Source organism: Bradyrhizobium lablabi (assembly GCF_018131005.1).
Classification (GTDB): Bacteria; Pseudomonadota; Alphaproteobacteria; order Rhizobiales; family Xanthobacteraceae; genus Bradyrhizobium; species Bradyrhizobium lablabi_D.
On the sequence record NZ_JAFCJK010000003.1, the window covers coordinates 12,117 to 37,544 of the forward strand.

General features: G+C 62.9%; 19 protein-coding genes and 2 pseudogenes. 15 read left to right on the plus strand and 6 right to left on the minus strand.

The window, feature by feature from the left end; all coding sequences use genetic code 11:
• Window positions 1–452: 452 nt before the first annotated feature.
• From JQ553_RS09820 to JQ553_RS09835, 4 genes and pseudogenes are all read left to right on the plus strand, one after another.
• Window positions 453–1,592, plus strand: a complete 1,140-nt coding sequence (locus JQ553_RS09820; RefSeq protein WP_212499744.1) for an FIST signal transduction protein — start codon at window positions 453–455, stop codon at window positions 1,590–1,592.
• A gap of 336 nt (window positions 1,593–1,928) precedes the next feature.
• A pseudogene (locus JQ553_RS09825) lies at window positions 1,929–2,840 on the plus strand (adenylate/guanylate cyclase domain-containing protein); the annotation flags it as partial.
• A 539-nt stretch (window positions 2,841–3,379) separates the two neighbouring features.
• Complete coding sequence (locus tag JQ553_RS09830; protein ID WP_212499746.1) at window positions 3,380–3,898, plus strand: Cache 3/Cache 2 fusion domain-containing protein; 519 nt, start codon at window positions 3,380–3,382, stop codon at window positions 3,896–3,898.
• Between the two features lie 536 nt (window positions 3,899–4,434).
• Entirely contained in the window at window positions 4,435–6,651 is a 2,217-nt protein-coding gene (locus JQ553_RS09835; RefSeq protein WP_212499747.1) for an alkaline phosphatase family protein, read from the plus strand.
• A 68-nt stretch (window positions 6,652–6,719) separates the two neighbouring features.
• On the opposite strand, the gene JQ553_RS09840 is transcribed toward JQ553_RS09835, so the two are convergent.
• Both JQ553_RS09840 and JQ553_RS09845 read right to left on the minus strand, forming a co-directional pair.
• Window positions 6,720–7,709, minus strand: coding sequence for a tripartite tricarboxylate transporter substrate binding protein (locus JQ553_RS09840; RefSeq protein WP_212499748.1), 990 nt, complete (start codon window positions 7,707–7,709; stop codon window positions 6,720–6,722).
• A 185-nt stretch (window positions 7,710–7,894) separates the two neighbouring features.
• Window positions 7,895–8,038 (minus strand): annotated as a pseudogene (locus tag JQ553_RS09845) (isovaleryl-CoA dehydrogenase); the annotation flags it as partial.
• On the opposite strand from JQ553_RS09845, the gene JQ553_RS34895 reads away from it, so the two are divergent.
• From JQ553_RS34895 to JQ553_RS09875, 7 genes are all read left to right on the plus strand, one after another.
• Window positions 7,982–8,209: a hypothetical protein gene (locus tag JQ553_RS34895; protein WP_283817242.1), complete on the plus strand. Its 228-nt coding sequence runs from the start codon at window positions 7,982–7,984 to the stop codon at window positions 8,207–8,209. The pseudogene JQ553_RS09845 and the gene JQ553_RS34895 sit on opposite strands and share 57 nt — an antisense overlap.
• 179 nt (window positions 8,210–8,388) lie before the next feature.
• Window positions 8,389–9,657, plus strand: a complete 1,269-nt coding sequence (locus JQ553_RS09850) for a cytochrome P450 (protein ID WP_212499749.1) — start codon at window positions 8,389–8,391, stop codon at window positions 9,655–9,657.
• 25 nt (window positions 9,658–9,682) lie between these two features.
• A complete protein-coding gene (locus tag JQ553_RS09855) occupies window positions 9,683–10,957 on the plus strand; it encodes a cytochrome P450 (protein WP_212499750.1) in 1,275 nt (424 codons plus the stop codon).
• Between the two features lie 390 nt (window positions 10,958–11,347).
• Entirely contained in the window at window positions 11,348–12,517 is a 1,170-nt protein-coding gene (locus JQ553_RS09860) for an acyl-CoA dehydrogenase family protein (protein WP_212499751.1), read from the plus strand.
• 9 nt (window positions 12,518–12,526) lie between these two features.
• Window positions 12,527–13,657: a CaiB/BaiF CoA-transferase family protein gene (locus JQ553_RS09865; protein ID WP_212499752.1), complete on the plus strand. Its 1,131-nt coding sequence runs from the start codon at window positions 12,527–12,529 to the stop codon at window positions 13,655–13,657.
• A complete protein-coding gene (locus JQ553_RS09870) occupies window positions 13,654–14,508 on the plus strand; it encodes a MaoC family dehydratase N-terminal domain-containing protein (protein WP_212499753.1) in 855 nt (284 codons plus the stop codon). Before JQ553_RS09865 ends, JQ553_RS09870 begins: the two co-directional genes overlap by 4 nt.
• Before the next feature lie 100 nt (window positions 14,509–14,608).
• Complete coding sequence (locus JQ553_RS09875; RefSeq protein ID WP_212499754.1) at window positions 14,609–15,040, plus strand: hypothetical protein; 432 nt, start codon at window positions 14,609–14,611, stop codon at window positions 15,038–15,040.
• A gap of 43 nt (window positions 15,041–15,083) precedes the next feature.
• Here the strand turns inward: JQ553_RS09875 and JQ553_RS09880 are convergent, their stop codons facing one another.
• A complete protein-coding gene (locus JQ553_RS09880) occupies window positions 15,084–16,643 on the minus strand; it encodes a winged helix-turn-helix domain-containing tetratricopeptide repeat protein (RefSeq protein ID WP_212499755.1) in 1,560 nt (519 codons plus the stop codon).
• A 165-nt stretch (window positions 16,644–16,808) separates the two neighbouring features.
• Between JQ553_RS09880 and JQ553_RS09885 the strand changes: the two genes are divergently transcribed.
• Together JQ553_RS09885 and mdlC are read left to right on the plus strand one after the other, a co-directional pair.
• Window positions 16,809–17,036: a DUF1127 domain-containing protein gene (locus JQ553_RS09885; protein ID WP_212499756.1), complete on the plus strand. Its 228-nt coding sequence runs from the start codon at window positions 16,809–16,811 to the stop codon at window positions 17,034–17,036.
• A gap of 447 nt (window positions 17,037–17,483) precedes the next feature.
• On the plus strand, window positions 17,484–19,112 hold the full coding sequence (gene mdlC / locus JQ553_RS09890; RefSeq protein ID WP_212499757.1) for a benzoylformate decarboxylase: 1,629 nt from the start codon (window positions 17,484–17,486) through the stop codon (window positions 19,110–19,112).
• A 100-nt stretch (window positions 19,113–19,212) separates the two neighbouring features.
• Here the strand turns inward: mdlC and JQ553_RS09895 are convergent, their stop codons facing one another.
• The gene (locus JQ553_RS09895) at window positions 19,213–20,007 is read right to left on the minus strand and encodes an SDR family oxidoreductase (protein WP_212499758.1); all 795 of its coding nucleotides are present in this window, start codon (window positions 20,005–20,007) and stop codon (window positions 19,213–19,215) included.
• 111 nt (window positions 20,008–20,118) lie between these two features.
• Window positions 20,119–20,814: a PAQR family membrane homeostasis protein TrhA gene (gene trhA, locus JQ553_RS09900; protein WP_212499759.1), complete on the minus strand. Its 696-nt coding sequence runs from the start codon at window positions 20,812–20,814 to the stop codon at window positions 20,119–20,121.
• A 265-nt stretch (window positions 20,815–21,079) separates the two neighbouring features.
• Between trhA and JQ553_RS09905 the strand changes: the two genes are divergently transcribed.
• Both JQ553_RS09905 and JQ553_RS09910 read left to right on the plus strand, forming a co-directional pair.
• Window positions 21,080–22,543, plus strand: a complete 1,464-nt coding sequence (locus tag JQ553_RS09905) for a YcjX family protein (protein WP_212499760.1) — start codon at window positions 21,080–21,082, stop codon at window positions 22,541–22,543.
• Window positions 22,540–23,571 carry a YcjF family protein gene (locus JQ553_RS09910; RefSeq protein WP_212499761.1) on the plus strand — a complete coding sequence of 344 codons (1,032 nt, stop codon included), beginning with the start codon at window positions 22,540–22,542 and terminating at the stop codon, window positions 23,569–23,571. Before JQ553_RS09905 ends, JQ553_RS09910 begins: the two co-directional genes overlap by 4 nt.
• A 108-nt stretch (window positions 23,572–23,679) precedes the next feature.
• Here JQ553_RS09910 and JQ553_RS09915 read toward each other — a convergent pair whose 3' ends face one another.
• On the minus strand, window positions 23,680–25,227 hold the full coding sequence (locus JQ553_RS09915) for a glycosyltransferase family 39 protein (protein WP_212500347.1): 1,548 nt from the start codon (window positions 25,225–25,227) through the stop codon (window positions 23,680–23,682).
• Between the last annotated feature and the right edge of the window lie 201 nt (window positions 25,228–25,428).

A 25,428-nucleotide genomic window follows, 5' to 3' on the forward strand; every position in this document is an offset into this window, starting at 1 on the left:
CATCGTTATCACCGGCGCCTCAGGCAAGAAGCTGTTCGAAAAGCGCCGCTCTGCCGATCAGGGACACGAGGCCGGAATGTCAGGGCCGTTCGGACTAGCCACAGTTATCGCAAAAATTTTGGTCATGGCTTCGGCTTTTGTAAGCCCCCTCACACTCTTTACCGACAGGATCGACTATCTAGCTTCGAGAACGAACCGCTCGGGAGCTGCTGAACCATGCTCTATCGTTCACGGTACTTTAGTGTGGGCAGCCCGTAGGCTGGCGCTTGGCCCGAAAGAAATAGTCCTTTTAAATCAAACCGCTGAGGTGTAGCTTAGTGGCATTCATGTAAAGTTCGTAATTCAAATTCACCCGAAAGTGGTCGTTGGTGAAGGTGGTCGTGCGGAGACGCTAAACCTCGTTACACATTAACTTATCGGCATGATCACCTTTCTTGCAGGAGGAGAAGGTCATGCAACATGCACAATATCAATGGATTCAAAGCCGAGGCTGGACCCCGGAATTGCCGCCTGCCGAAGCAGGCTCGCAAAGACTTATTTTTACATTCGGCGCCAAGCAGTTGCTGAAGGAACGAACGCTGACTGGCGAGCTTCGCGAGCATTTTCCCGGGGCGATGCTGATCGGGGGCTCGACCTCAGGCGAGATTGCAGGGGATGAAGTGACGGACGACTCGTTGGTGGCGACCGTTATAGGATTTGATCACACGAGCTTCCGGACAGCCCACGCGACGATTGGCGAGGGACAGAGTAGTTTCGAGGTCGGAAAGGAGCTTGCCCGGCAGCTGAACGACGACAAGCTGCGCCATGTGTTCGTCATGTCGGACGGCTTGAAGGTCAACGGATCAGAGCTCGCGAAGGGCATCGCCAGCGGCGTCGCCTCGACCGTGTCGGTGACCGGCGGGCTGTCCGGAGACGGCGCCAACTTCGCTGAAACCTTGGTGGTCGACGAAACCGGCGCCGGCCCGCAATGCGTGGCCGCCATCGGTTTCTACGGCGACCGTCTCAAGATCGGGTATGGCTCGATGGGAGGCTGGGAGCCGTTCGGGCCGATCCGCGAGATCACGCGAGCCGAAGGAAACGTGCTCTACGAACTCGATGGACGGAACGCGCTCGATCTCTACAAGACGTATCTGGGACCACACGCCGAGAAGCTGCCGGCATCCGCACTTCTGTTTCCCATCGCCGTCACCGAGGCCAACTCCAAGGTGAGCGTGGTACGCACCATCCTGTCGATCGACGAGCAAAACAAGTCCATGACCTTCGCCGGCGACATTCCCCAGGGTGGAACGGCTCAGCTTATGAAGACCAATGTTGACGATCTCGTTGAGGGCGCCAGGGTCGCGGCTGAGACGAGCATGAAGGGACTCGGGGGGCAGAAGCCGGATCTGGCATTGCTGGTCAGCTGCGTCGGGCGAAAGCTCGTGATGGATCAGCGTACCGAGGAAGAGACCGAAGCAGTGCGGGAGGTGCTCGGCGACGATGCTACCATTGCGGGGTTCTACTCCTACGGTGAACTCGCCCCGTTCAGCCAGGGCGAAGCCTGCCGGTTGCATAATCAGACGATGACGATAACCGTGTTTTCGGAACACTAGTGCGCAATCGAGCCAAGTGGGCGCCGGTTTCGCGGGAAGAAAGCCTCAAGGCAAGAAGCTAGAGCAAGGACCGAGAAAACATAGGAATTTTCAGGAAGGGATCCACCCCAGTACGAACTGCACAGCGGGATGACGCGCCGCAGAGCCGTCGTCCCGCTTCTGCGGGGGAGTTCGAAGATGCATAGCCTCCTCAGTCGCCAGCTTCGGAAGCATCTCGGTATCAAGGATGAAATTCCGGAGGAACTGAAGGCATTCATCGCTGCCGTCGATGCCGGCTATACCAGTGCGGACAATCAACGCGCACTGCTCGAGCGCTCGCTCGAGCTCAGCTCGCAGGAACTGTCGGAGGCCAACGAACGGGTGCAACTGGCATCCGAAGAGATCGCGCTCAAGAACAAGAGGCTGGAGGCGCTGTCGAGCAAGCTCTCTAAATACCTATCGCCGCAGGTTTATGATTCGATCTTCTCCGGGAAGCAGGAAGTTAGAATTACGAGCGATCGCAAGCGGCTGACGGTCTTCTTTTCAGACATCGCCGGATTCACCGAGACAGCGGAGAACCTCGAATCCGAGGATCTGACGCAGCTTCTCAACCACTATCTGACGGAGATGTCCCGGATCGCACTGTCCTTTGGCGCCACTGTCGACAAGTACGTCGGGGACGCCATTGTCGCATTCTTTGGTGACCCGGAGACGAAGGGCGTCAAGGAGGACGCCCTCGCCTGTGTCAAGATGGCCATCGCCATGCGAGAGAGGCTGCACGACCTCAAGCACATCTGGCGGGATGCAGGCATCGAAAAGCCGCTGGAATGCCGGATCGGAATCAACACGGGCTACTGCACCGTGGGCAACTTTGGCAGCGAGGATCGCATGGAATACACGATCATCGGCAGCGGCGTGAATCTCGCGGCCCGGTTGGAGTCCGCCGCCACGCCGGGCGAGATCCTCATCGCCTACGAGACCTTCGCACATGTCAAGGATGAGGTCTACTGCGAGGAGTGCGAGCCGATCAAAGTGAAGGGCTTCACCCATGCCGTCCATACCTACCGGGTGATCGACCTCCACGAGAATTTAAAGGAGAAGCACGCGGTCCGCGCCGAGATGCCTCACTTCAAACTCGATGCCAATTTCAAGTTGATGTCCGACGACGAGCGGCAGGAGGCTACCCTGCTGCTGCGCGAGATGCTGGCACGACTCTCCGTTGACAAAGTCTCCGTTCTATCGCCGGTCCGCCTCCAAGCGGGAGCGTGAGCCTCCCGCCGTCGGATTCGGCACTACAATCGGGCACCCCTTGTTGCCGCAGCAGAAAAACGGAAGGAGCGTTTCGACTTCTCTATCGGCTCATTAGGGGCGGACGAGGTCAGCCGGACGCGACTTCCGATCTGGGTCATTCACGACTGAGTGAGCCGGTCCTCCCTCCTATTTGATGTCCGCTTTATCCGCGAACGACCTATCGGTACGCGCACGCGAAATGGCGCGAAAGGCCATCTAGCGACACTGCCGTCTCCCCTCATTGGGGTCACCTCCAGCCTGAGCTGAATGGCGTTCCGCGACCTTTCGCCACATCGCTGAACTTTTTGGCCTCTGTGCTGCACACACAAGACAGCTGGGACTGACTTTCAAAGCTTCCAGCTAAATTTCAACGTGGTAGCGGATACCTGGGTATCAGTCGTAGCAAGCCCACGATGTGAGGCTGACGACACGCATTTTGCCGCCCCAAATAAAAGACTTCAGCGGTCAATTCTGAGCCTTGCAGTGGGAAACTCTACTTTCAAGAAGGAGGGAGTCTCATGAAATTCGCGAGGAGTGGATTGGGAATCTTGACAGCATGTCTCACCGTCATCGCGTTACTTTTGCCGCAAGTCGGCCAAGCTCAGGACGCGAAGGTGAAGCTAGCAATGGAACTCTTGGAATCCTTGGCAGGCGAACTAGGTCCGCCGAAAATCGAGGGAACTGATCCCGTCGCCGGCAAAGAAGTACCTGCCATCTATTTTGGTTCAACCAAAATGAACAACAATTTCGATCTGGTTGATCGGGTTGTGAAGGAAGCTCAGGGTACTGCGACAATCTTCGTGAAGAGCGGTGACGAGTATGTGCGCGTCGCTACCAACGTGAAAAAGGACGACGGCTCACGCGCAACCGGAACTATTCTGGACCCCAAAGGCAAAGCCATTGAGTCTATCAGGAAGGACGAGCCGTTCTATGGAGAGGTGGACATTCTCGGCAAATCGTACATTACGGGTTACAAGCCGATACGAGATTCGTCGAAAAATGTGATTGGAATTTACTACGTGGGCTATCAGAAGTAGACGGCGTGAGAAAGAACTTACCAATCAAAGCCGTCTTCTTCGAGGGAAGGGTCGCAGGTGCGCTGCCTGGCCGATCCTTCCCTGCAACATGCCAACGGCCAACTTGTCCGGGTTCGCGTGCGCATCTTCATGCTTCGCGTGCATGCCTAACTTGGAAAACCGAAATCTTGGCGGCTAAACCAATACAATAGGGACCATTTCCGAGTGCATAGTTATGCCTCGGGTCATTCGCTACACCGGCGACCCGGCGGCTGGTCCAGCCATGCCCTCTTTGCGCAGACAGCGGAAGTCAATTCAGAACGTTAGCGGTCCGATCGACGAGTGAATTGGCTCTGATGAATCGTAACCGAAGCTCCGGACTATTGCTTTGACGCGGTTTTCTTCACGCGAACGGCATCAGTTTCGGCCGCGACGTGTTCGTTGCGACTCACGCGTGTCGCCCAAGCGTCATATGCGCGTCGTCAGCCAAGACAAATAATCGCGGCCTCGTTCGGCAAAGACCGGCGCAGATTGCGCAGCGAACATGGGGCGCCCACATGAATTTGAAGACTTTTCTCTCGCTGATAGCGACGATGTCGCTCGCGGCAGCGGTGGCCGTCGTTGCACCGGCGCATGCCGATCACGACGGCGATGACCGCGACCACGGTCACGGCGAGTCCCACGATCACGATCACGACGGCGACCATCATGGCCGCAAGCCGCCGCGGGTGGTGGTCATTTCGCTCGATGGCGCCAAGCCCGATTTCATCCGGCAATTCATCGACGACGGCGTGCTGCCTCATGACGGCGGCCTGGCGCGATTGAGCCGCCACGGCGCGGTGGCGGAGCAAAACGTGACGGCGTCACCGTCGCTTACGGCCGTGTCGCATATCGAGATCGCCACCGGCTCGACGGCGGTCCACAACGATATCCCGTCGAACACTTTCGAGGCGATCGTCGGGCCGATCTCATCGAGCCTCAGCGGATTCGCGGCGCCGATCGGCGGTTACCGCGAGAACCCGCTTGGACCTTCGTCGCGTCCGACAGCGGTGCCGCTGTGGGTGCAACTGCGCCAACACGGCAAGAAAGTGATCACTGCGACGTGGCCGGGCGGCGACGGCGCCGACATCTCCATCAACAACACCGTGGTGCAGCCGGCCCAGCCGACCCGCGTCACCGACTACACGGTGCCGTTCGGGGCATTCGGCGGCATCGGTGCCCAGGGCTTCTCGCTGTCCCGCGGGGACTTCACGTCCGATCCGGCAATCGTCGCGGCAGTCCAGGCCTCCGGCCACTTCTCGTTCAGCCCGGTGCTCGTGACATCGGCACCGATCGAGACGTTCTCGTGCTCCTCGGCGCCGACCGCGACCTGCGCCAATACAGCGACGCTCGACCTCAAATACGCGATCCGGGTGGCGGCGCTCGACACCACCAACGACAACAAGGTGAACTACGACACCCTGGTATTCTTCGACACGACGCGCGGCATCACGGCAGGACCGTTCCATGCGCCGTCCACCGGACCGGCCTACGCCAAGCTCGGCGGCGAAAATGCACCGTTCTTCTTTGAAGGCAGTGGCGCCAAGGTCGGCGCCGCCTACTTCGTCTCGGCGCTGGCGCCCGATCTTTCGGTCGTGCGCTTTGCCCGCTACGGCGCCAATTTCATCCCGCGCAACGCGCCGGTGCTGGCCGACGTCGACGACATCAACAACAACATCGGCTTCTGGCGACCGCAAGCCGACTTCCGCATTCCGGAGCGGCTGAGTCCGGGCTTCACCAACTTCCCCGACGTCGAGATCGAGACGATGTTCGAGGACATGGTGAAAACCTTCGTACGCTACCAGGCAGACATCGGCGAACGCGCGATCCGGAACCATCCCGACGCCGACCTGATCATGGTCTACATCGAGCAGCCCGACGGCTCCGAGCATCAGTTCCTGCTTACTGACCGCCGCCAAGGCACCAACCCGACCGATCCGAACTCGATCGGCGCCAACCAGGATCCCGCCAAGGTGAAGCGATACGCGTCGTATATCCGCTTCGCCTATCAGACGGCCGACAAGGCGGTGAAGCAGATAGCCGATGCGGCCGGTCGTGACAGCAACGTTATCGTGGTGTCGGATCACGGCTTCGCGCCGTTCCACACCTCGGTCAACATGACCAACATCCTGCGCAACGCCGGTATCGATACCTCCAAGCTGGCGATCCGCACCTCCGGTCCAGCGGTTAACATCTACGTCAACCTGCAGAACCGCGAGTCGGGCGGCACCGTCGATCTCGCGACCTACAAGGCGCTGGTCACGCAGATTACCGATGCGGTAACCAAGGCGGTCGATCCCAATCCCCGGTTCAACTTCTCGCTCAAGGACGGGCGGATCTTCACCGTCGTCGAGACCCGTCCGCTGCAGTGCGACGCCGGAACCGGGCAGTGCACCAGCAAGACCATTGGCCAGGATTTCGGCGATGTGTTCGCGCTGATGGCGCCGGGCTACAACTTTGACGGCATCCAGAACCCCGGCGTCGCTCGCCTTGGCGATGCACCGTTCAATGCGGCGACGACGATGCTGTCGATGCCAAACTTCTACGGTGCCCATGGCCACGATCCGGAGCTGCCGGTGATGAGCGCGACCTTCATCGCCGCCGGCCCCCAGATCCGCGAGGACGCAACGATCCGGCGCATGCACAACACCGACGTGGCGCCGACCATCATGACGATCATGGGCGTGACGCCGCAGCAGGTCGACGGCGAGGCGCTGCACGAGATCCTGCGCTGAAAGCTCTGCGCGCATTCCTCAACGCCATCTGGTGGGCGCTGATAGCCCATCGGAATTGATCTATTTGCTTACGCCGGCTCCAGTCCGAGCGTCTGTGCGGTCTCGATCCAGACTGGCAATTCGCGCTGATAGAGCGCATTGCTTTCCTTGAAGCCGAGCGTCGGCTCCAGCACGAACGTGCTGAGAACTTCCTTCACCTTGGGATCGCTATTGGCGGCCACGCAAAGTTCCGCCAGCCGGTCGACGATCGGCTGCGGCGTCGCCTTCGGCAACGCCCAGCCCGTAAAGCCGCTCACCGTGAAGAACTTCGACGTCGCGCCTAATTCGGGCAGCGTCTTGATGTTGGGGATCGCGTCGACTTTCTTTGAATGCACCGCGAACACGATGCCGCGATTACTTTGCAAAACGGGTTGCGCAGCCGTGTAGCTGCCCATCGCGACATCGAGCGTGCCTTCCATCAGCCCCGTCCACATCGGCGCTTCGCCCCGGTAGTGGACAGGCTGAATGTCGAGCCCATATTGCCTGTTGAGTTCGTTGATTGTCATGTGCGGCGCGGAGCCCGCGCTATAGGTGCCGAAGTTCACCTTGCCGGTCTTGCGCGCAAACGCGACGAATTCATCCAGCGTCTTGACACCGGATTTCGGACTCGCGACCAGCAGCAGCCCGGCGCCCGGGATGACACTGACGAGCGTCAGGTCCTTGTCCATGTCGTAGCCGGGGTTCTTCATCATCATCCTGTTCATCACATAAGTGGTCGAGATGGAGCACAGGATCGTGTGACCATCCGGCGTCGCGCGCGCGACTTCCGCCGCGCCAATCGAGCCGGAGGCCCCCGCCTTGTTTTCTATGACGACTGTTTGCCCGACCTGCCTGGAGATGAATTCGCCGAAGGCGCGCGCCAGCAGGTCGGTTTGCCCGCCCGCGGGGTAGCTGCAGATCATGCGGATTTGCCGCGACGGCCACGCGACCTGTGCCAAGGCGCCCCGCAAGACGAAAGGCATCGTGGCGGCCGCCGCGCCGGCGGCGATGAAACGACGGCGATTGAATTTCGCTGACATGGTCCCTCCCTGACTTTTTCACGAGGGTATCGCATCATCCGGCTTCGGCCACGCGCGAAAGACGGGACAGATTGGCGCAGAGGCGGCGCGGCCGGAGATGAACTCAGGGCGCGCAAAGACAGGCGATAAACCAGAGATAGAACTATGGTGAAACCGCTCGCGTCTCTCAAGACGGGGGAACAGTCTCACGCAGTCTTCTCGAACAGTTCGCGGCCGATCAGCATGCGACGAATCTTGCTGCTCCTGGCGCCGTTCTCGTAGAGCTTGGCGTCATGCAACAGCCTGCCGGTGGGGTAGTCCTTGATGTAGCCGTTACCGCCGAGCGGCTGCTGCGGTCGATCACGGCCGCGCGCGGCGCAATCTCGTTGCTGGCAAAATTATGGACGGCTTCGCGGATCGCATCCGCGGTTTTGCCAAGGTCGAGATTGAACATGTGCCGCGCGTTGAGAATCATGGTCGAGCGCCTCCGGCGGGGTAAAACACTGTTTGAAGCAGACTGATTTCCCCGCCCGAACGCCTGTCACGAGGCGAAACCGGCCAAAATCAGTGAGTTACAGGCGTGGTCGATCTGCGGCCAAAGCGCACAACCAGCCCTTGCGCGCGCGCTCCGGTCGGGATGTAATTCGATAAAACATGGCCGGCCGCCAAACCCCGGCGGCGACCATCGAAGGAGTTGCTCATGCACGGGACCATCGATCTTGAAGACGCCACGCTGGAGGCTGCGCGCGAGCGCGCCTATGCGACGCCGCTGTCGGAATTCGATCCTGGTCACCCCGATCTTTTCAAGACCGATACGTTCTGGCCGTATTTCGACCGGCTGCGCAAGGAAGAGCCGGTCCATTACTGCAAGGATTCGATGTTCGGGCCGTACTGGTCGATCACCAAATACAACGACATCATGGACATCGAGACCAATCACGCCGTGTTCTCCTCGGCCTCGTCGCTCGGCGGCATCACGATCCGCGACGTCGCACCGGATCTGCGCCGTGAGAGCTTCATCGCGATGGACCAGCCGCGGCACTCTGCGCAGCGCAAGACCGTGGCGCCGATGTTCACGCCGACCCATCTCGACGACCTCGCAATCAACATCCGCAGGCGCTCGGCCGAATGCCTCGATCATCTGCCGCGCGGCGAGGTGTTCGATTGGGTCGACAAGGTCTCGATCGAGCTGACCACGCAGATGCTCGCGGTGCTCTTCGACTTCCCCTGGGAAGATCGCCGCAAGCTGACGCGCTGGTCCGACGTTGCGACCACCCTGCCCGGCGCGGGAGGTCTGGTCGCGACGGAAGACGAGCGGCAGGCTGAGCTGATGGAATGCGCCACCTACTTCGCGCGCCTGTGGAAGGAGCGCATCAACCAACCACCGAAGAGCGACCTGCTCTCGATGATGGCCCACAGCGACGCGACGCGCAACATGGACCCGAAGAACTTCCTCGGCAATTTGATCCTCTTGATCGTCGGCGGCAACGACACCACGCGCAACACGCTGTCGGGCAGCATCTATGCGCTCAGCAAGTATCCGGAGCAGTACCGCAAGCTGAGGGAAAACCCCGCGCTGATCGACTCTTTCGTGCCCGAGGTGATTCGCTGGCAGACGCCGCTCGCCCATATGCGGCGCACCGCGCTGGCGGATTACGAGTTCCGCGGGCGTCGGATCAAGAAAGGTGACAAGGTGGTGATGTGGTACGTCTCGGGCAACCGTGACGAAGATGTGATCGAGCAACCCTATCAGTTCATCATCGACCGCGCGCGACCACGCACCCATATTTCGTTCGGGTTCGGCATCCACCGCTGCGTGGGTTTGCGACTGGCGGAGCTACAATTGAAGATCATCTGGGAAGAGATCCTCAAGCGCTTCGACAATATCGAGGTGTTCGAGGAGCCGCAGCGGGTGTATTCGAGCTTCATCAAGGGTTACGAGACGCTGCCGGTCCGAATCGCGGCCTGACGTCTTGCCATTCGGAGTGATCACGATGAACGTCCGGACCGCGATCCGCGCCGACAAGGCCGAGCTGCAGCGCGAGGCGCGCGAAGAGGCCTACTCGACGCCGCTGAAGGATTTCCATCCGGGCGCCCCCCGCCTGTTCCAGAACGACACGCTGTGGCCGTTCTTCGAGCGGCTGCGCAAGGAAGAGCCGGTGCACTACTGCACCAACGCTCCGATCGAGCCGTACTGGTCGGTGGTGAAATACAACGACATCATGCATGTCGATACCAACCACGGCATCTTCTCGTCCGACTCGACACTCGGCGGGATCTCGATCCGCGACCTGCCGCCGGGTTACGACTGGCCGAGCTTCATCACGATGGACCAGCCGAAGCACGCCCCTCAACGCAAGACCGTGTCGCCGATGTTCACCCCGGCGCATCTCGACGAGCTAGCAAAGCTGATCCGCGCGCGCTCGGCGCGCGTGCTCGACAATCTGCCGCGCAACGAGACCTTCAACTTCGTCGAACGCGTCTCGATTGAGCTGACCACGCAGATGCTGGCGACGCTGTTCGATTTCCCCTGGGAGGAACGGCGCAAGCTGACGCGCTGGTCCGACGTCTCGACCGCGCTGCCGAAGAGCGGCGTGGTGGAGTCGCCGGAGCAGCGGCGCCAGGAAATGGACGAGTGCTACGCCTATTTCTCGAAGCTATGGAACGAGCGCGTCAATGCGCCGCCGAAGAACGATCTGCTGTCGATGATGGCGCACAGCGACGCCACACGGCACATGGACCCCGACAATTTGATGGGCAACATCATCCTGCTCATCGTCGGCGGCAACGACACGACGCGCAACACCATGAGCGGCTCGGTGCTGGCGCTGCACGAGAACCCGGATCAGTTCCGCAAGCTGAAGGAGAACCCTGATCTGATCGACACCATGGTGCCGGAGGTGATCCGCTGGCAGACGCCGCTCGCGCATATGCGGCGCACGGCGCTGGTCGATACCGAGCTCGGCGGCAAGAAAATCCGCAAAGGCGATCGCGTCGTGATGTGGTACGTCTCGGGCAACCGCGACGAGGAGGTGATCGAGCGGCCCGACGAGTTCATCATCGACCGCGCCCGGCCGCGCATCCATCTGTCGTTCGGTTTCGGCATACACCGCTGCGTCGGCATGCGGCTCGCCGAGCTGCAACTCCGGATCGTCTGGGAGGAGATGCTGAAGCGGTTCGACCGCATCGAGGTGGTCGGCGAGCCGAAGCGGGTCTACTCCAGCTTCGTGCGCGGTATCGAGTCGCTGCCGGTGCGGATTCCGGGCTGAGGACGAACGTCGAGCTGAACCCCGCCCAGCCCGCCCCGAGGTCGCGCCGAGTCCGCCCTCGCAAAGCGGAACGATCTCACCCGGTGCTTCGGTTACTTCCGTGGCGGCGTGATCGTCTTGTCCGAAACGTTGTGCGCTTTCTGCACCGCGACCATGCGTGCGCGCGACCTCCCTCCCACGTTCGGCTGAGCCTCGCAGCGGCCGCAGGACCGGCGGCGAGAGCAAACGCCGCGACGCTCGGGGCGTCCCAGACCTGCGGAAATCCATACTTGCCAATCCCGGAAGGCGGGTTCATACGCTATGACAAAATCGCATAGGGAGTTTACGAGGGGCCTTACAACCGCAGGCGCGGCGCCCGGCATCGGCACAACCTCTCCACCAGACGCAACAATGACCGCTCACGATCCACAGCACGACGACCATTCCGACATCCGCGACGCCGTCGCGAAGCTCTGCGCGCAGTTTCCCGGCGAATACTGGCGCAAGCTCGATCGCGAGATGGCCTATCCGAAGGAGTTCGTCGATGCGCTGACAGAGGCCGGCTACCTCTCGGTGCTGATCCCGGAAGAATACGGCGGCGCCGGTCTGAAACTGTCGGCGGCGGCGGCGATCCTGGAAGAGATCCAGCGCGCCGGCTGCAACGGCGGCGGCTGCCATGCGCAGATGTACACGATGGGCACGGTGCTGCGGCACGGCAACGATGCGCAGAAGGCCACGTACCTGCCAAAGGTCGCGACCGGCGAATTGCGGTTGCAGGCGTTCGGCGTCACCGAACCGACCAGCGGCACCGACACCTCCTCGCTGAAGACCTTCGCCCGCCGCGACGGCGATCATTACGTCGTCAACGGACAGAAGATCTGGACCAGCCGCGCCGAACATTCGGACCTGATGATCCTGCTCGCGCGCACCACGCCGAAGGAGCGGGCCAAGAAGCGCACCGACGGCCTTTCCGTCTTCATCGTCGACATGCGTGAAGTCAAGGGCAAAGGGCTCGAGATCCGCCCCATCAGAACCATGATGAACCACGCCACCACCGAAGTGTTCTTTACCGACATGCGCGTGCCGGCGGAGAACCTGATCGGCGAGGAAGGCAAGGGGTTCCGCTACATCCTCTCCGGAATGAACGCCGAGCGCATCCTGATCGCGGCCGAATGCGTCGGCGACGCCAAATGGTTCATCGCCAAGGCAAGCAACTACGCCAGGGAGCGCAGCGTGTTCGGCCGCCCGATCGGCCAAAATCAGGGCATCCAGTTCCCGATCGCCAAGGCCTACGCCTCGATGCGCGCGGCCGAGCTGATGGTGAAGGAAGCCACCCGCAAATACGAAGCCGGCCTCGACTGCGGCGCCGAAGCCAACATGGCCAAGATGCTGGCGGCGGACGCATCGTGGGAGGCGGCGAATGCCTGCGTGCAGACCCACGGCGGCTTCGGCTTCGCGGAAGAATACGACGTCGAGCGCAAATTCCGCGAGACGCGGCTCTACCAGGTGGCACCGATCTCGACCAACCTGATCCTGTCCTTTGTCGCCGAGCACGTGCTCGGCATGCCCCGCTCCTACTGAGTTCCCATCATGCTGCCGCTTGAAGGATTGACCGTCATCACCGTCGAGCAGGCCGTTGCCGCGCCGTTCTGCTCGTCGCGCCTGGCCGACGCCGGCGCCCATGTCATCAAGGTCGAACGTCCCGAGGGCGATTTCGCCCGCGGCTACGACGCCGCGGCGAAAGGCCAGAGCAGCTATTTCGTCTGGCTCAACCGCGGCAAGGATTCGGTGGTGATCGACCTCGTCACGACGGAAGGCCGCGCCGCGCTGGAAGAGCTGATCGCCGGCGCCGACGTGCTGCTGCAGAACCTCAAGCCCGGCTCGATGGACAAGCTCGGCTTCTCGCGCGAGCGGCTGCGCAAGGATTATCCCAGGCTGATCATGTGCACGATATCAGGCTACGGCGACACCGGACCATATGCCGACCGCAAGGCCTATGATCTGCTGATCCAGGCCGAAAGCGGCCTGGCCTCCATTACCGGTGGCCCGGAGGGCGCCTCGCGAGTCGGCATCTCCCTCGTCGACGTCGCGACCGGCGCCACCGCGCATGCGTCCATCCTCGAAGCGCTGATCGCGCGCGGGCGCACCGGTCAGGGCGCCGACATCCGCATCTCGATGTTCGACGTGATGGCGGACTGGCTCACCGTGCCGCTGCTCAACGCCGAGGACGGCAAGCCGCCGAAGCGCATGGGCCTCGCCCATCCGTCGATAGCGCCCTATGGCGTGTTCCGTTCGAAGGACGGCAAGGAGATCCTGATCTCGATCCAGAGCGAGCGCGAATGGAAGAAGCTTTGCGCCGAGGTGCTCGGCCAGCCCGACCTGCCCAATGATCCGCGCTTTGCCAGCATGGTCGAGCGCGTGCGCAACCGGGCGCTGACCGACCGGACCGTCGGTGAAAGTTTCTCAAGACTGACGCGCGACGAACTGCTGGCCAAGCTCGCCGAGGCCGACATAGCCTTTGCCGAAGTCAACACCATGGCTGACCTCGCCATCCATCCGCATCTGCGCCGCATCGAGGTCGATACGCCGAACGGCCGCGTCGCCTATCCGGCGCCGGCCGCGATCTTCGTCGGCGAGACCAGGCATTACGGCAAGGTGCCTGCGATCGGCGAGCACACACGGCTTCCACAACGACCTCCCGCCCGGGCCAAGACCTCATGAGCGACAAACTCGACCTCGATCATCTTCGCCAGTGGATCGGCCGCACGCAGGAGGCCCAGGACGTCGTCACCGCTCATCTGGTGATGGGCCTGCGCGCAACGCTGTTCCAGGAGATCGGCGAGCCGAAGGCAGGCGACGCCGCACCGTTCACCACGCACTGGTGCCTGGCGCAGCCGGTGTTTCCGATGTCGCAGCTGAGCCAGGACGGTCACCCCACCCGCGGCGGCTTCCTGCCGCCGGTGCCGCTGCCGCGCCGGATGTGGGCCGGAGGCGAGCTCGAGTTTCTCGATGCATTGCGTGTCGGCGACGCGCCGAAGCGGACCTCGCGCATCTCAGACGTTACCGTGAAGACGGGCTCGACCGGCACGCTGTGTTTCGTCTCCGTCAGCCACGAGGTGACGACACCGCGTGGCCTTGCGATCCGCGAGCGGCAGGACATCGTCTATCGCGAGATGACGAGCACAGCATCGGCTGCGCCCGCCAAGGCGCCCCCGCCTCCACCGGTGGCAAAGCATCGCGAGACCCACATCTCCGATCCGGTGCTGCTGTTCCGCTACTCGGCGCTGACCTTCAACGGCCATCGCATCCACTACGATCGCGACTACGTCACCAAGGTCGAAGGCTATCCGGGCCTGATCTTCCACGGCCCGCTGCAAGCCTCCTTCATCGTCGAATTCGCGGCCAAGCTGCACGGCGGCGAGCCGCCGAAGAAGCTCGTCTATCGCGGCGTGCAGCCGCTGTTCGAAGGCGGCGAGTTTTCGGTCAATGCCAATGACAAGGACGGCGGAATGGAGCTGTGGACCGCAAACTCGGAACGACAGCCGACCATGAAGGGAACGGCGAGCTGGTAGGACCTGACAAGGGCGTGCGTGGGTGCAGGAGACAGGCTGGCAAACGTTGCTATAGACTGGTGTCGGCCTCCTTACCCGCAGGGAAACAAGGGATGATCGCATGACGCCCAGTCCTCTCGCCCTAGCCGCCACCATCATCCTGCTTTTTCCGATGGGCTATTTCCTGCTGGCCTCGCCCGCGTTCCTGCTGGTGAAACTTGACATCCCACCCGTCACGCAGCTGTTGCGCGGCATGTTCAATGCGCATTTCCTGATGGTGAGCATTGCCGGTGCCATCGGGACGGTCGCGTTCGCGATCGCTGGTCGATGGGCTTTCGCCGCTGGAATCAGCTTGATTGCGGCCTTCGCAGTCTGGGCGCGCCGCTGGTTTCTGCGACAGATGGATGCCCAGCTAAGCGCCAGGGATGCCGGCGATGCCGATGCGGTACGCCGGTTGCGCCGGCTGCATTGGGGCGGCATGCTGTGCAATGCGATCCAGCTCGTCGCGGTCGTGGGCAGCATTCCATATCTCGCCGCCGCTTCGGCTTCTTGAGGTTCGCCGAGGCCTGAACAGCGCCGGGCGAACAACAGCTTGATCACTCCGGAAGGCCTGCTTTGCGGAGTCCATCGGTGAACTTGGCGAGGTCTTCCGGCCGGCGAAAGGGTGCCAGATCCCTGACATTGGCGCTGCGCAAATCGGGACTGAGCTCGCGCACGCGTGCCATGGCTTTCTGTGCCTGCCCGAGCTGCCCTGCCAACGCGTTGCTGGCTGCCGATACGCAGGCCGAGTGCAAGAAAGTCGGATTCTCCCGAATACCCATTTCGGCATATGACGAAGCCAGATCGTATCGGCTTGCGATGAAATGAGCATACGCCATGCCTCCGTGGATGCTCATTTGCTCGAACGGATTCAGGCGCCGGGCCCGCGCCAGGTGATCGAGAGCCAACTCCGGCTCACCTCTCCAAACCCTCACCCAGCCACTCAGCGTCCAGGTTTGCGCTGCGTTCGGATTGAGCGCCAGTCCCCGATCCACGAAAGCCACGGCATCGTCGAACTCGCGCGCGATGCCGGCATATGCATAGGCCGCCATGCCCAGCGCCACCGGATCGTCTCCGCCGAGGTCCACGGCTTTCCGGGCGAGCCGCATGGCTTCGGCACCCTCCTGCACAGGCTCGATCATCCAGCCACGCGCCTTTCGCACCACGATGCTGTACGCGGCGATACCATAGGCGCAGGCCAGAGCGCGGTCGAGCTCGATCGCCTTGCAGAATAGCTGGAACGCCTCGCGGTTCGCTTGCGCGTTCATCCGGCGGAGTTTCGCCAGTCCGCGCAGGTAATAGTCATACGCGCCCAGGTTTTCGGTCGGCTTGCGGGCGGCCCGCTTGATCTCCTCGACTTGCACCTTCGGGGTGATTGCACCCACGACGCTGGTGGTCACATGGTCCTGCAGCTCGAACACATCCTCGAGCGCTCCCTCGAAGCGATCCGCCCACAGCAGTGCGCCGGTCTGGGCATCGATAAGCTGGCCGGCGATGCGAACCCGATTGCCGGCCTTGCGCACACTGCCCTCGAGCAGGTAGCGCACCCCAAGCTCGCGACCGACCTGCTTCACGTCGATGGCGCGGCCCTTGTACGTCAGACTCGAATTGCTTGCGATGACGAACAGCCAGTGAAAGCGTGACAAAGCAATCGTGATGTCCTCGACGACGCCGTCGGCGAAATACTCCTGCTCCGGATCGGCGCTCAGATTCTGGAAGGGCAGCACGGCAATCGAGGGCTTGGTGGGGAGCGCCAAAACCGGCGGCGGCTCCGTCGCATTGCCGGTGACTGCCGGGACTGCGGGCCGTTTGACTTCCACCTGTCCGACAAAACGGAAGCCTTTGCGCGGCAGTGTCTTGATGAGGCGCTGCTCCTCACCGGAATCACCAATCGCGCTGCGCGCGACATTCAGTCGCGTCGTCAGCGCGGCGTCGGATACGGCGCGGTCGTTCCAGACGTGTTTGATGAGGTCGTCCTTGCTCACGACCCGCTCGCGGTTGCGGATCAGGTAGTCGAGCAGATCGAACACCTGTGGCGCTACGGAAACGATCTCCGTCCCGCGGCGCAGCTCGCGAAGGTCAGTGTCAAAAGCGTATGCCTCGAAGAGATACCGCACGCTGGCAATTCCTTCGGGTCGCTCGCAGAGGCAACCGGCCTCTCACCTCGGTTGCAACGCAAGAATAAGCCGCCGATGAGGAAAATGTAAGCTGAATGTCAAGCGCGGCGTCGTGGTCCCTGGTACCCGCTGAAGTACGGAGCAACGTCTTCGGGAGACACCGCTATGACCATCGTTCACAGCGCGGGTGGATTGGGGCCGACGACCACCTCGGCGAGGCGAACAAGCCTGTTCGAGATTTGCTGGCTTGCATTGCAAGAGCGGCGCAAACGCCAGAGGATAAGAGCCGACCTGTCCGATCTCAGCTACAGGGAGCTCTTGGACATCGGCATCTCCCGCGGCGAGATCGAATATGTCGTTTCGAATCCCTCTCTCGACCCGCGCGGTCTTTGACCGGCCGCCCACCGCTCTTGGGCATGCGATCGTACGAATTTGACCGCCAATTTACAGGCACGCGATAGTCGGCGCGATTTGACGGCCGCCCCTGTCGCGCTGGTCGCCGGCGTGCTGCTGTCTCAAAGAACAGCGATCGCGCGATCTCTTGCGGGATGCGGTGCACAGCCCGCTCCAGATTTTCCAACCCGACCTGTCCACCTCGACCTGTGTTGATCCGAGCCTGGCGAACGAGACACGAAAGTCGATCTTCGCGGAGGCCGCGGACAGTGGCCGGCTGGCGGTCCGGCGCACTCTCCGGCGCCCATCCATCGCTTGACATCGGCAGGCAATCCACCGACAGGTGGGTCGCCTCCGTCTTCGAGAGCTAAAGCTGCCGTGGACAAGTCACCGCTTTTGCTCTTCGCAATAACGGAACGCCAAGAAACCGGAAATGGGAGCCGCACGATGTCGTCCCGCAAGCCTGCCGCCACGAAGAACAAGGCCCTCACCGTCAAGGACGCGACCTTCGACCTGTTGCGCGCCTTCGGCATCAAAAAGGTGTTCGGCAATCCCGGCTCGACCGAGTTGCCGTTCCTGAGCGACTGGCCCGACGACATCGATTACGTGCTCGGCCTGCAGGAGGCCTCCGTGGTCGGCATGGCTGACGGCTATGCGCTGGCGACTCGCAATGCCGGCTTCGTCAATCTGCATTCAGCGGCCGGCGTCGGCAACGCGCTCGGCAACATCTACAACGCCTACCGCAATCAGACGCCACTCGTGATCACTGCGGGCCAGCAGGCGCGCTCGATCATGCCGCTGCAAGCCTTCCTCTACGCCGAGCGGGCGAGCGAATTTCCGCGGCCGTACGTGAAATTCGCCGTCGAGCCTGCGCGCGCCGAGGACGTGCCGGCCGCGATCGCCCGCGCCTATTACGTCGCGATGCAACCGCCCTGCGGGCCGACTTTCGTTTCGGTGCCGATCGACGACTGGACAAAGGCAACGCAGCCGATCGAGGCACGCCAGCTCAGCCGCGAGATCGGGCCCGATCTGTCCGCGATGACGGCGTTGGCCACCGCACTCGGCGAAGCCAAGCGCCCTGCGCTCGTCGTCGGCCCCGCCGTCGATCGCGCAGAGGCCGTGGACCTCATGGTGAAGGTCGCCGAGAAATGCAAGGCCGCGGTCTGGGCCAGCCCGTTCTCGGCACGCTGCTCGTTCCCCGAGCGCCATCCGCAGTTTGCCGGCTTCCTGCACGCCGCGCCCGGGCAGCTTTCCGATGCGCTGCGCGACTACGACCTCGTGGTCGTGGTCGGCGCGCCGGTGTTCACCTTCCATGTCGAGGGCCATGCGGCGATCTTCGATGGATCGACCGCGATCTTCCAGATCACCGACGATCCCGACGCCGCCGCGATGACGCCCGTGGGCCAGAGCATCATCGCAACCATGAAGCCCGCGCTGTCGGCGCTGCTCGGGATATTGCCCGAGACGACGCGCGCCGCGCCCGCCGGCCGAGTGCCGCCGCCGGCGCCGAAGGCTGGTGATCCGATCCCGGCCGAGTATGCGCTGCATGCTCTGTCCGCCGCGATGGGGCCACAGGACGCGCTGGTCGAGGAAGTGCCCTCGCACCGTCCGCTGATGCAGAAGGTGATGCCGATGCGCGGCCAGGATAGCTTCTACACCATGGCAAGCGGCGGCCTCGGCTACAGCCTGCCCGCCGCGGTCGGCGTGGCGCTCGGCCGTCGGGAAGGCCGCACCGTCTGCCTGATCGGCGACGGGTCGGCGATGTATTCGATCCAGGCGCTGTGGACCGCGGCCCAGCGCGGACTGCCGCTCACTGTCGTGGTGCTCAACAATTCCGGCTACGGCGCGATGCGCTCGTTCAGCCAGGTCATGCAGGTGCGCAACGTGCCGGGGCTGGACCTGCCCGACATCGATTTCGTCAAGCTCGCTGACGGCATGGGTTGTGACGCGGTGCGGGTGACGAATCCGGCAGATCTGGCGAACGCCTACAAGCGTGGCCTGTCGCACAACGGCGCGAGCCTGATCGAGGTGATGGTGGATTCCGCAGTGCCGTTGCTTTACGCGCGGAAGGATTGAGGCAAAAACGGTCCGCACCGTTATTGCGAGCGAAGCAATCCATGCGTCCCGCGCGCCGAAGGATGGACTGCGCAATGACGGTGGATACGTCGCACTGCGGTCATTTCCCGTACGTTTCGCGCATCTTGGCCTGGATCTTGGCCATGCCGCCGATCCAGCGGTCGTAATTCTCGGTCTTCTTGCGCATGTAACCGAGCACCTGCGGGTGCGGGAGGATCAGGAAAATCTCCTGCTCAATGCCCTTCAGCGCGTCCTGCGCGACCTGTTCCGCCGTCAGGTCTCCGTCGCCGGATTGCGGACCCTTGGGGATCGAGCGCAGCATATTGGTGTCGACGCCTTGCGGGCAGAGGATCGAGACCTTGATGTTATCGGCGCGGTGCGAGATCGCGAGGTTTTCAGCAAAGCCGACCGCGGCATGCTTGGTTGTCGAATAGGCCGGGCTGCCGACCTGAGAAAGCAGGCCCGCCGCGGAAATCGTGTTGAGGAAATAGCCGCCGCCGCGCGCCTTCATGCGCGGTACCAAATGGCGGGCCGCGTAGACATGAGCCATCACATGGATCGCCCAGCTCCGCGACCACGGCTCGTCCGAGGTACCGCCGGCATTTTGCGACATCGGATCGAAACCGCCGCCGATGCCGGCGTTGGAACAGAACAGCGCGATCGGGCCGAACATGCGCTCGGTTGCCTCGATAACATGCAGGACGTTCTTCTCCTGCCCGACATCGCATTTGAATGCCGCACCGCCGACCGAGGCCGCAACCCTTTCGGCCGCACCGTGATCGAGATCGACCACCACCACTTTTGCGGCGCCCGCTCTATGAAACGCCTCGCACAGCGCCTTGCCGATGCCATTGCCGCCGCCGGTGACCACAACAACCTTACCCGCCACCTGCATGGCCATCCTCCCGATATCCTGATCCTGCCGGATCATGATATCGCATCTTTGGCGGACGCATGATTTTTTTGAGGACTGGTCCCGGGTTGCGGCTGGTATCGTCGCGCCAGCTCAGCTCTTCAGCACGAGATCGAGCACCGCGGTATAATGGCAGGCCGCGCCGAGCAGGACGAAGCCGTGCCAGATCGCGTTCTGGAAGCGCAGCCTTTGCCAGGCGTGGAAGATAACGCCCAGGCTGTACAGAATGCCGCCCGCCAGCACGAAGCCGATCGCCATCGCCGGCAGCGCTTTCACCACTGCATCATAGAGCATCAGCCCGCTCCAGCCCATGGCGAGATAGAGTCCGACCGAGAGGCGATCGAACCGGCCGGGATAGACGAGCTTCAGCACAATCCCGAAAATCGCCACGCACCACACCCCGACCAGCAGTGCGATTGCAAAAAAGCTGTCCTTCAACTGCATGATGAAGGGCGTATAGGTCGCCGCGATCAGCAAATAGATCGCCGAATGATCGAAGCGGCGCAACACCCATTTGGCGCGCGACACCGGCAAGAGATTGTAGATCGCCGACAGCACCAGCATGGCAAGCAGGCCCACGACATAGACCGACACCACCGCGACGTCGATCGTGCTGGAATAGATTGCGGTCAGCAAGATCAGCGCAGTCGCCGCGACCAGCCCGAAGCAGATACCGATGATGTGCACGACGCCGTCGGCGATCAGCTCGGCACGGTCGTAGTTCCAGAGCACGGCGCCGGCCGCATGGATCGAGTCCGAGGCGAACTGCTTCAGCCGGAAGATCGTCATGCCGGGACACTTTCCTTATGCGCAACTAGACGTTGGTATCGCGAGGGCGATCATCCGTTCAAGTCCTGGCCGCCTTTCCGCTGTCATCATCGCAAAGGCGAGTGATCGGGTATTGTACGGAAGTGGCTTTTTCGTGCGCTTGACATGACTGGGTACCCCGAATGCGCGGGTCACGACGCAATGCTTGATTTTGGCCCGACAATCGCCACCTTGCGGGTGACCGCCCGCCTCATTTGGCCCTTCCCGCCGGGTTTTCCAGACATTCATGGCCCTCAGTTTTTCTGACATCGTCGAGGAAGCGCGTCTCTCGGCGCGCGCGCTGCTCGACTACGGTGACAACTTTTTCAATCCCACGGTGCGTCTTGGCGTCACCGGATTGTCGCGCGCCGGTAAGACCGTGTTCATCACCGCGCTGGTCCACGGGCTGACGCGGGGCGGCCGTTTCCCGGTGTTCGAGGCCTATGCCTCGGGGCGCATCGCCCGCGCCTGTCTTGCGCCGCAGCCCGACGATGCGGTGCCGCGGTTCGGCTATGAAAACCACGTCCGCACCCTGATCGAGGAACGGCGCTGGCCGAATTCGACCACCGACATTTCCGAGCTTCGCCTGGTGATCGACTACCAGCGGCAAAATGGCGCGGACCGCACGCTGACCCTCGATATTGTCGACTATCCCGGCGAGTGGCTGCTCGACCTGCCGCTTTTGAACAAGAGCTACGAGCAATGGTCGGCCGAAAGTCTCGCGTTGTCGCGCGAGGCATTGCGCGCCGGGCTGGCCGCGCCCTGGCACGCGCATCTGAAGACGCTCACGCCGGAAGGCCGCGAGGACGAGCAGGCGGCGCTCAGTGAAGCAAGGCTGTTCACCGATTACTTGCGCGCCTGCCGCGACGAACGCTTCGCGATGAGCCTGCTGCCGCCCGGCCGCTTCCTGATGCCAGGCAATCTCGCCGGCTCCCCGGCGCTGACATTCGCGCCGCTCGACGTTCCCGTTGACGGCGGCGCGCCCGACCGCTCGCTATGGGCGATGATGCGGCGGCGCTACGAGGCCTACAAAGACGTCGTCGTGCGCCCGTTCTTCCGCGATCATTTTGCGCGGCTCGACCGCCAGATCGTACTCGCGGACGCGCTTGCCGCCTTCAATGCCGGACCGGAGGCGCTGCACGACCTCGAGGCCGCGCTCGCCGGCATCCTCGACTGCTTCCGGATCGGCCGCAGCACGGTGTTGAGCGCGCTGTTCCGGCCGCGGATCGACCGCATCCTGTTCGCGGCGACCAAGGCCGATCACTTGCATCATCAGAGCCACGACCGGCTGGAGGCAGTGCTGCGGCGGATCGTGGCCAAGGCCGCGGACCGTGCCGAATATGCCGGTGCCGCGATCGACGTGGTGGCGCTTGCCGCGGTGCGCGCCACGCGCGAGGCTCAGGTACAGCGCGGCCGGGAAAAACTGCCATCCATTCTCGGCACGCCGGCGCCGGGCGAGATCGCCAATGGCGAGACGCTGGATGGCGAAACGGAGGTTGCGACGTTTCCGGGAGACTTGCCGAGCAATCCCGAGGAGCTGTTCAGGGGTGAATTCCGCGGCCTCTCCAGCGCTGCCGTCGAGGCGGCCGACTTCCGCTTCCTGCGCTTCCGCCCGCCGAAGCTGGAGCGCACCGGCGATGAAGAACCCGTTCTGCCTCACATCCGCCTTGACCGCGCCCTCCAGTTCCTGATCGGAGACAGACTGCAATGAACGAGAAGACGCCTCACCGGCGGCCGGCGACGTTCAAGCTCGACGATCCCGGCGTGGTCGTGATGGATCCGGAGGACACCGGCCGCCTTGCCCGCGGCACGGTGCAGATCGTTCCCGAGGCCGAGCCCGCACAACTGCCGGTCCCTGTCGATGCGCCGCTCGTGCCGGCGCGCCGCGGCATCGGCTGGGGCGCGATGTTCTGGAGCGCGGTTGCGGGCCTCATACTGCTTGGCACCGGGCTCGGCGTCGTCAACCTGATCGAGGATCTGTTCGCGCGCAACGAAGGGCTCGGCTTCCTCGGGCTCGGCTTTGCCGTCATCGCAGCGGTGGCGCTGATCGTCGTGATCGTGCGCGAGGTGTTCGGACTGGCGCGGCTTGCTGCCATCGAGAAGCTGCATCAGCGCGCGGCCGAAGTGCTCATCAGCGACGACCGCCCGGCGAGCCGGGCGATCGTCGGCGATCTGCTCAAACTCGCGCACCAGACCCCGCAACTGGCGCGCGCCCGCAACACGCTGCAAAGCCATACGGACGATATTATCGACGGCGCCGACATGATCCGCCTTGCCGAGCGCGAATTGATGGCGCCGCTGGATGAAGAGGCGCGTCGGCTGGTCTCGTCGGCAGCGCAGCGCGTCTCCGTTGTCACCGCGGTGAGCCCGCGCGCGATGATCGACGTGCTGTTCGTGTTCGTGGCAAGCTTGCGAATGATCCGGCAATTGGCGCGGCTCTATGGCGGCCGGCCCGGCGCACTCGGCATGATCCGCCTGATGCGCCACGTGATTGCGCATCTAGCAATCACCGGCGGTATGGCGGCGAGCGACAGCCTGATCCAGCAGATGCTTGGCCACGGCATTGCAGCAAAGCTGTCGCAGCGGCTCGGCGAGGGCGTGCTCAACGGCCTGTTGACGGCAAGGCTCGGCCTTGCCGCGATCGACGTGACGCGGCCCCTCCCCTTCACCGCGCTGCCGCGCCCGGCGCTCGCCGACCTCGCCAAGGATCTGTTGCGCAAGAAGGATGACGAGGAGTGAGTGGCCTCGCCCCGCTTGCGGGCAGAGGCCGGAGCGCATCGTCAGATGCGACCCGGTGAGGGGAAGTCTCCGCGAGTCGATCTTTCACCGTCTCCGTGGAAACTCCGTTCACCCCGCCCTCTCGCCGCAAGCGGGGCGAGGGAGGAGCGACGCAGTCGCGCGTGACTCGATCAGCGTCGCCAGCACGCGCCAGCGGAAGAAGGTGGTGTCCGGCGGCGGCGAGAGCTCCGGGGTCCAGCCGGTCAGCTTCTCGAGCGCATAAGTGTCCATCACCATGCCGCGCCAGGTGCGCGCGACGTGCTCGAGCGGCTGCCGCACGGCTGACGTCTCGCCCCACAGCGGCAGATTGCTGTCGGACTCGCGCCCGACATAGAGGCCGATATGATCCCTGATCTGGTCCATGCCGGGATCGGCGAAGCCCTGGAAGCGGCCGCGCTCATTGACCTGGATCACGGGGACGCGACCGTTCAGGAACCAGCGTAACATCGCATAGGTGCGATAGTCGGTGGTTGCGATCCAGGTCGCACCGGTCTCCTGCAACTGCGCTTGCGCGCGCGCGGCAATCGTCTCGAAACCGGCCTCGCCGCCGATCGGGTCAGTACGGCCGATCAGATTCCAGGGCGCCACTGTGTAATAGAGGAAGACCGAGACGACGAAGACGATGCCGGTGACGATCGCGATCCGCGCCCAGGACATCGTCGACTTGATCATCCAGGCCGGCCAGCGCTCGAACGGCAGCCGCGTGATGTTGATGGCGGTGGCGGCAAAGCCGGCCGGCCACAGGAACATCGGCCAGGTGTCGCCGACCCGCAGCGTGAGCGATTTCCAGCAGAAATAGGCGAACGGCACGATGACCGCCGTCGACAGCAGGATCGCGACCGGCTCGCGATTGCGATAGCCGCGCCACGCTGACAGCGCCACGCCTGACAGCACCACCGGCAGGAGCACGAAGCCGACGAGGCCGAGCTGCATCCCTATGAATTCGCTGAAGGTGCGCAACGACACATCGCGCACCGCAACCGCGCGCACCGCCTGGAAGCGGAACGATGCCCAGTCGTGCTGCGCATTCCAGATCAGCACCGGCGAGAAGACGGCGATTGCGATCAATGCCGCGAGATAAGGATACGGGCTGCGTAGCCAGCGCCCTCTCCAGTCCGGCACCAGCGCGAAGGCCAGCACGGCCGGTGCCAGCATGATGGCGGTGAATTTCGACAACAACGACAGCCCGGCAAACAGGCCGGCGGCGAGCCACCAGCGCCCGTCATTGCTGTTCGCAAGCCGCACCAGCGACCACAGCATCGCCACCGCAAACGGGATCAGCGCCGTATCCGGCGCGACCTTGGCCATCAGCAGGCCGTAGTAAAGCGCGGCTTCCGGCATCAGCACCGCGAGCATGACGGCGCGGACATTGTTGCGGGTCGCTCGGCGGACGATATCAGCGAGCAGGAGCTGGGTCACCAGCATCGCCACGATCCCGGCAAAGCGGACGCCGAGATTGATGTCGCCGAAGATCGCGGTGCCGAGACGGATGAACCAGGCGACCATGGGTGGATGGTCGAGGAAGGACAGCACGCACTCCTTCGACCACGTCCAGTAATATGCCTCGTCGGTGCGCAGATCGAGCACGCTCGCATAGATCAACCGCATCACCGTCATCGCAGCGACCAGCGCCACGACGCCACGCCAGCGCAACGCACGTGAACGGGCTGGTTTGATGCTGGTCTTATCGGACAAAGCTATCGTCACGGCGCGCTTTTTGTTCGACTCTCAGGCAGGTGTCAACGTGCGGCGTCGCCGTTATCCGCCTGCGCGCGGGCCAGTAATGGTGTTCACGCCGGGAATTAAACACTACACTTG

Excerpts from the sequence above, each read along its gene's own strand:
- JQ553_RS09820 (WP_212499744.1), top strand. The coding sequence starts at position 453 with ATGCAACATGCACAATATCAATGGATTCAAAGCCGAGGCTGGACCCCG.
- JQ553_RS09830 (WP_212499746.1), top strand. The coding sequence starts at position 3,380 with ATGAAATTCGCGAGGAGTGGATTGGGAATCTTGACAGCATGTCTCACC.
- JQ553_RS09835 (WP_212499747.1), top strand. The coding sequence starts at position 4,435 with ATGAATTTGAAGACTTTTCTCTCGCTGATAGCGACGATGTCGCTCGCG.
- JQ553_RS09840 (WP_212499748.1), bottom strand. The coding sequence starts at position 7,709 with ATGTCAGCGAAATTCAATCGCCGTCGTTTCATCGCCGCCGGCGCGGCG.
- JQ553_RS34895 (WP_283817242.1), top strand. The coding sequence starts at position 7,982 with ATGCAACAGCCTGCCGGTGGGGTAGTCCTTGATGTAGCCGTTACCGCC.
- JQ553_RS09850 (WP_212499749.1), top strand. The coding sequence starts at position 8,389 with ATGCACGGGACCATCGATCTTGAAGACGCCACGCTGGAGGCTGCGCGC.
- JQ553_RS09855 (WP_212499750.1), top strand. The coding sequence starts at position 9,683 with ATGAACGTCCGGACCGCGATCCGCGCCGACAAGGCCGAGCTGCAGCGC.
- JQ553_RS09860 (WP_212499751.1), top strand. The coding sequence starts at position 11,348 with ATGACCGCTCACGATCCACAGCACGACGACCATTCCGACATCCGCGAC.
- JQ553_RS09865 (WP_212499752.1), top strand. The coding sequence starts at position 12,527 with ATGCTGCCGCTTGAAGGATTGACCGTCATCACCGTCGAGCAGGCCGTT.
- JQ553_RS09870 (WP_212499753.1), top strand. The coding sequence starts at position 13,654 with ATGAGCGACAAACTCGACCTCGATCATCTTCGCCAGTGGATCGGCCGC.
- JQ553_RS09875 (WP_212499754.1), top strand. The coding sequence starts at position 14,609 with ATGACGCCCAGTCCTCTCGCCCTAGCCGCCACCATCATCCTGCTTTTT.
- JQ553_RS09885 (WP_212499756.1), top strand. The coding sequence starts at position 16,809 with ATGACCATCGTTCACAGCGCGGGTGGATTGGGGCCGACGACCACCTCG.
- mdlC (WP_212499757.1), top strand. The coding sequence starts at position 17,484 with ATGTCGTCCCGCAAGCCTGCCGCCACGAAGAACAAGGCCCTCACCGTC.
- JQ553_RS09895 (WP_212499758.1), bottom strand. The coding sequence starts at position 20,007 with ATGCAGGTGGCGGGTAAGGTTGTTGTGGTCACCGGCGGCGGCAATGGC.
- trhA (WP_212499759.1), bottom strand. The coding sequence starts at position 20,814 with ATGACGATCTTCCGGCTGAAGCAGTTCGCCTCGGACTCGATCCATGCG.
- JQ553_RS09905 (WP_212499760.1), top strand. The coding sequence starts at position 21,080 with ATGGCCCTCAGTTTTTCTGACATCGTCGAGGAAGCGCGTCTCTCGGCG.
- JQ553_RS09910 (WP_212499761.1), top strand. The coding sequence starts at position 22,540 with ATGAACGAGAAGACGCCTCACCGGCGGCCGGCGACGTTCAAGCTCGAC.
- JQ553_RS09915 (WP_212500347.1), bottom strand. The coding sequence starts at position 25,227 with ATGACGGTGATGCGGTTGATCTATGCGAGCGTGCTCGATCTGCGCACC.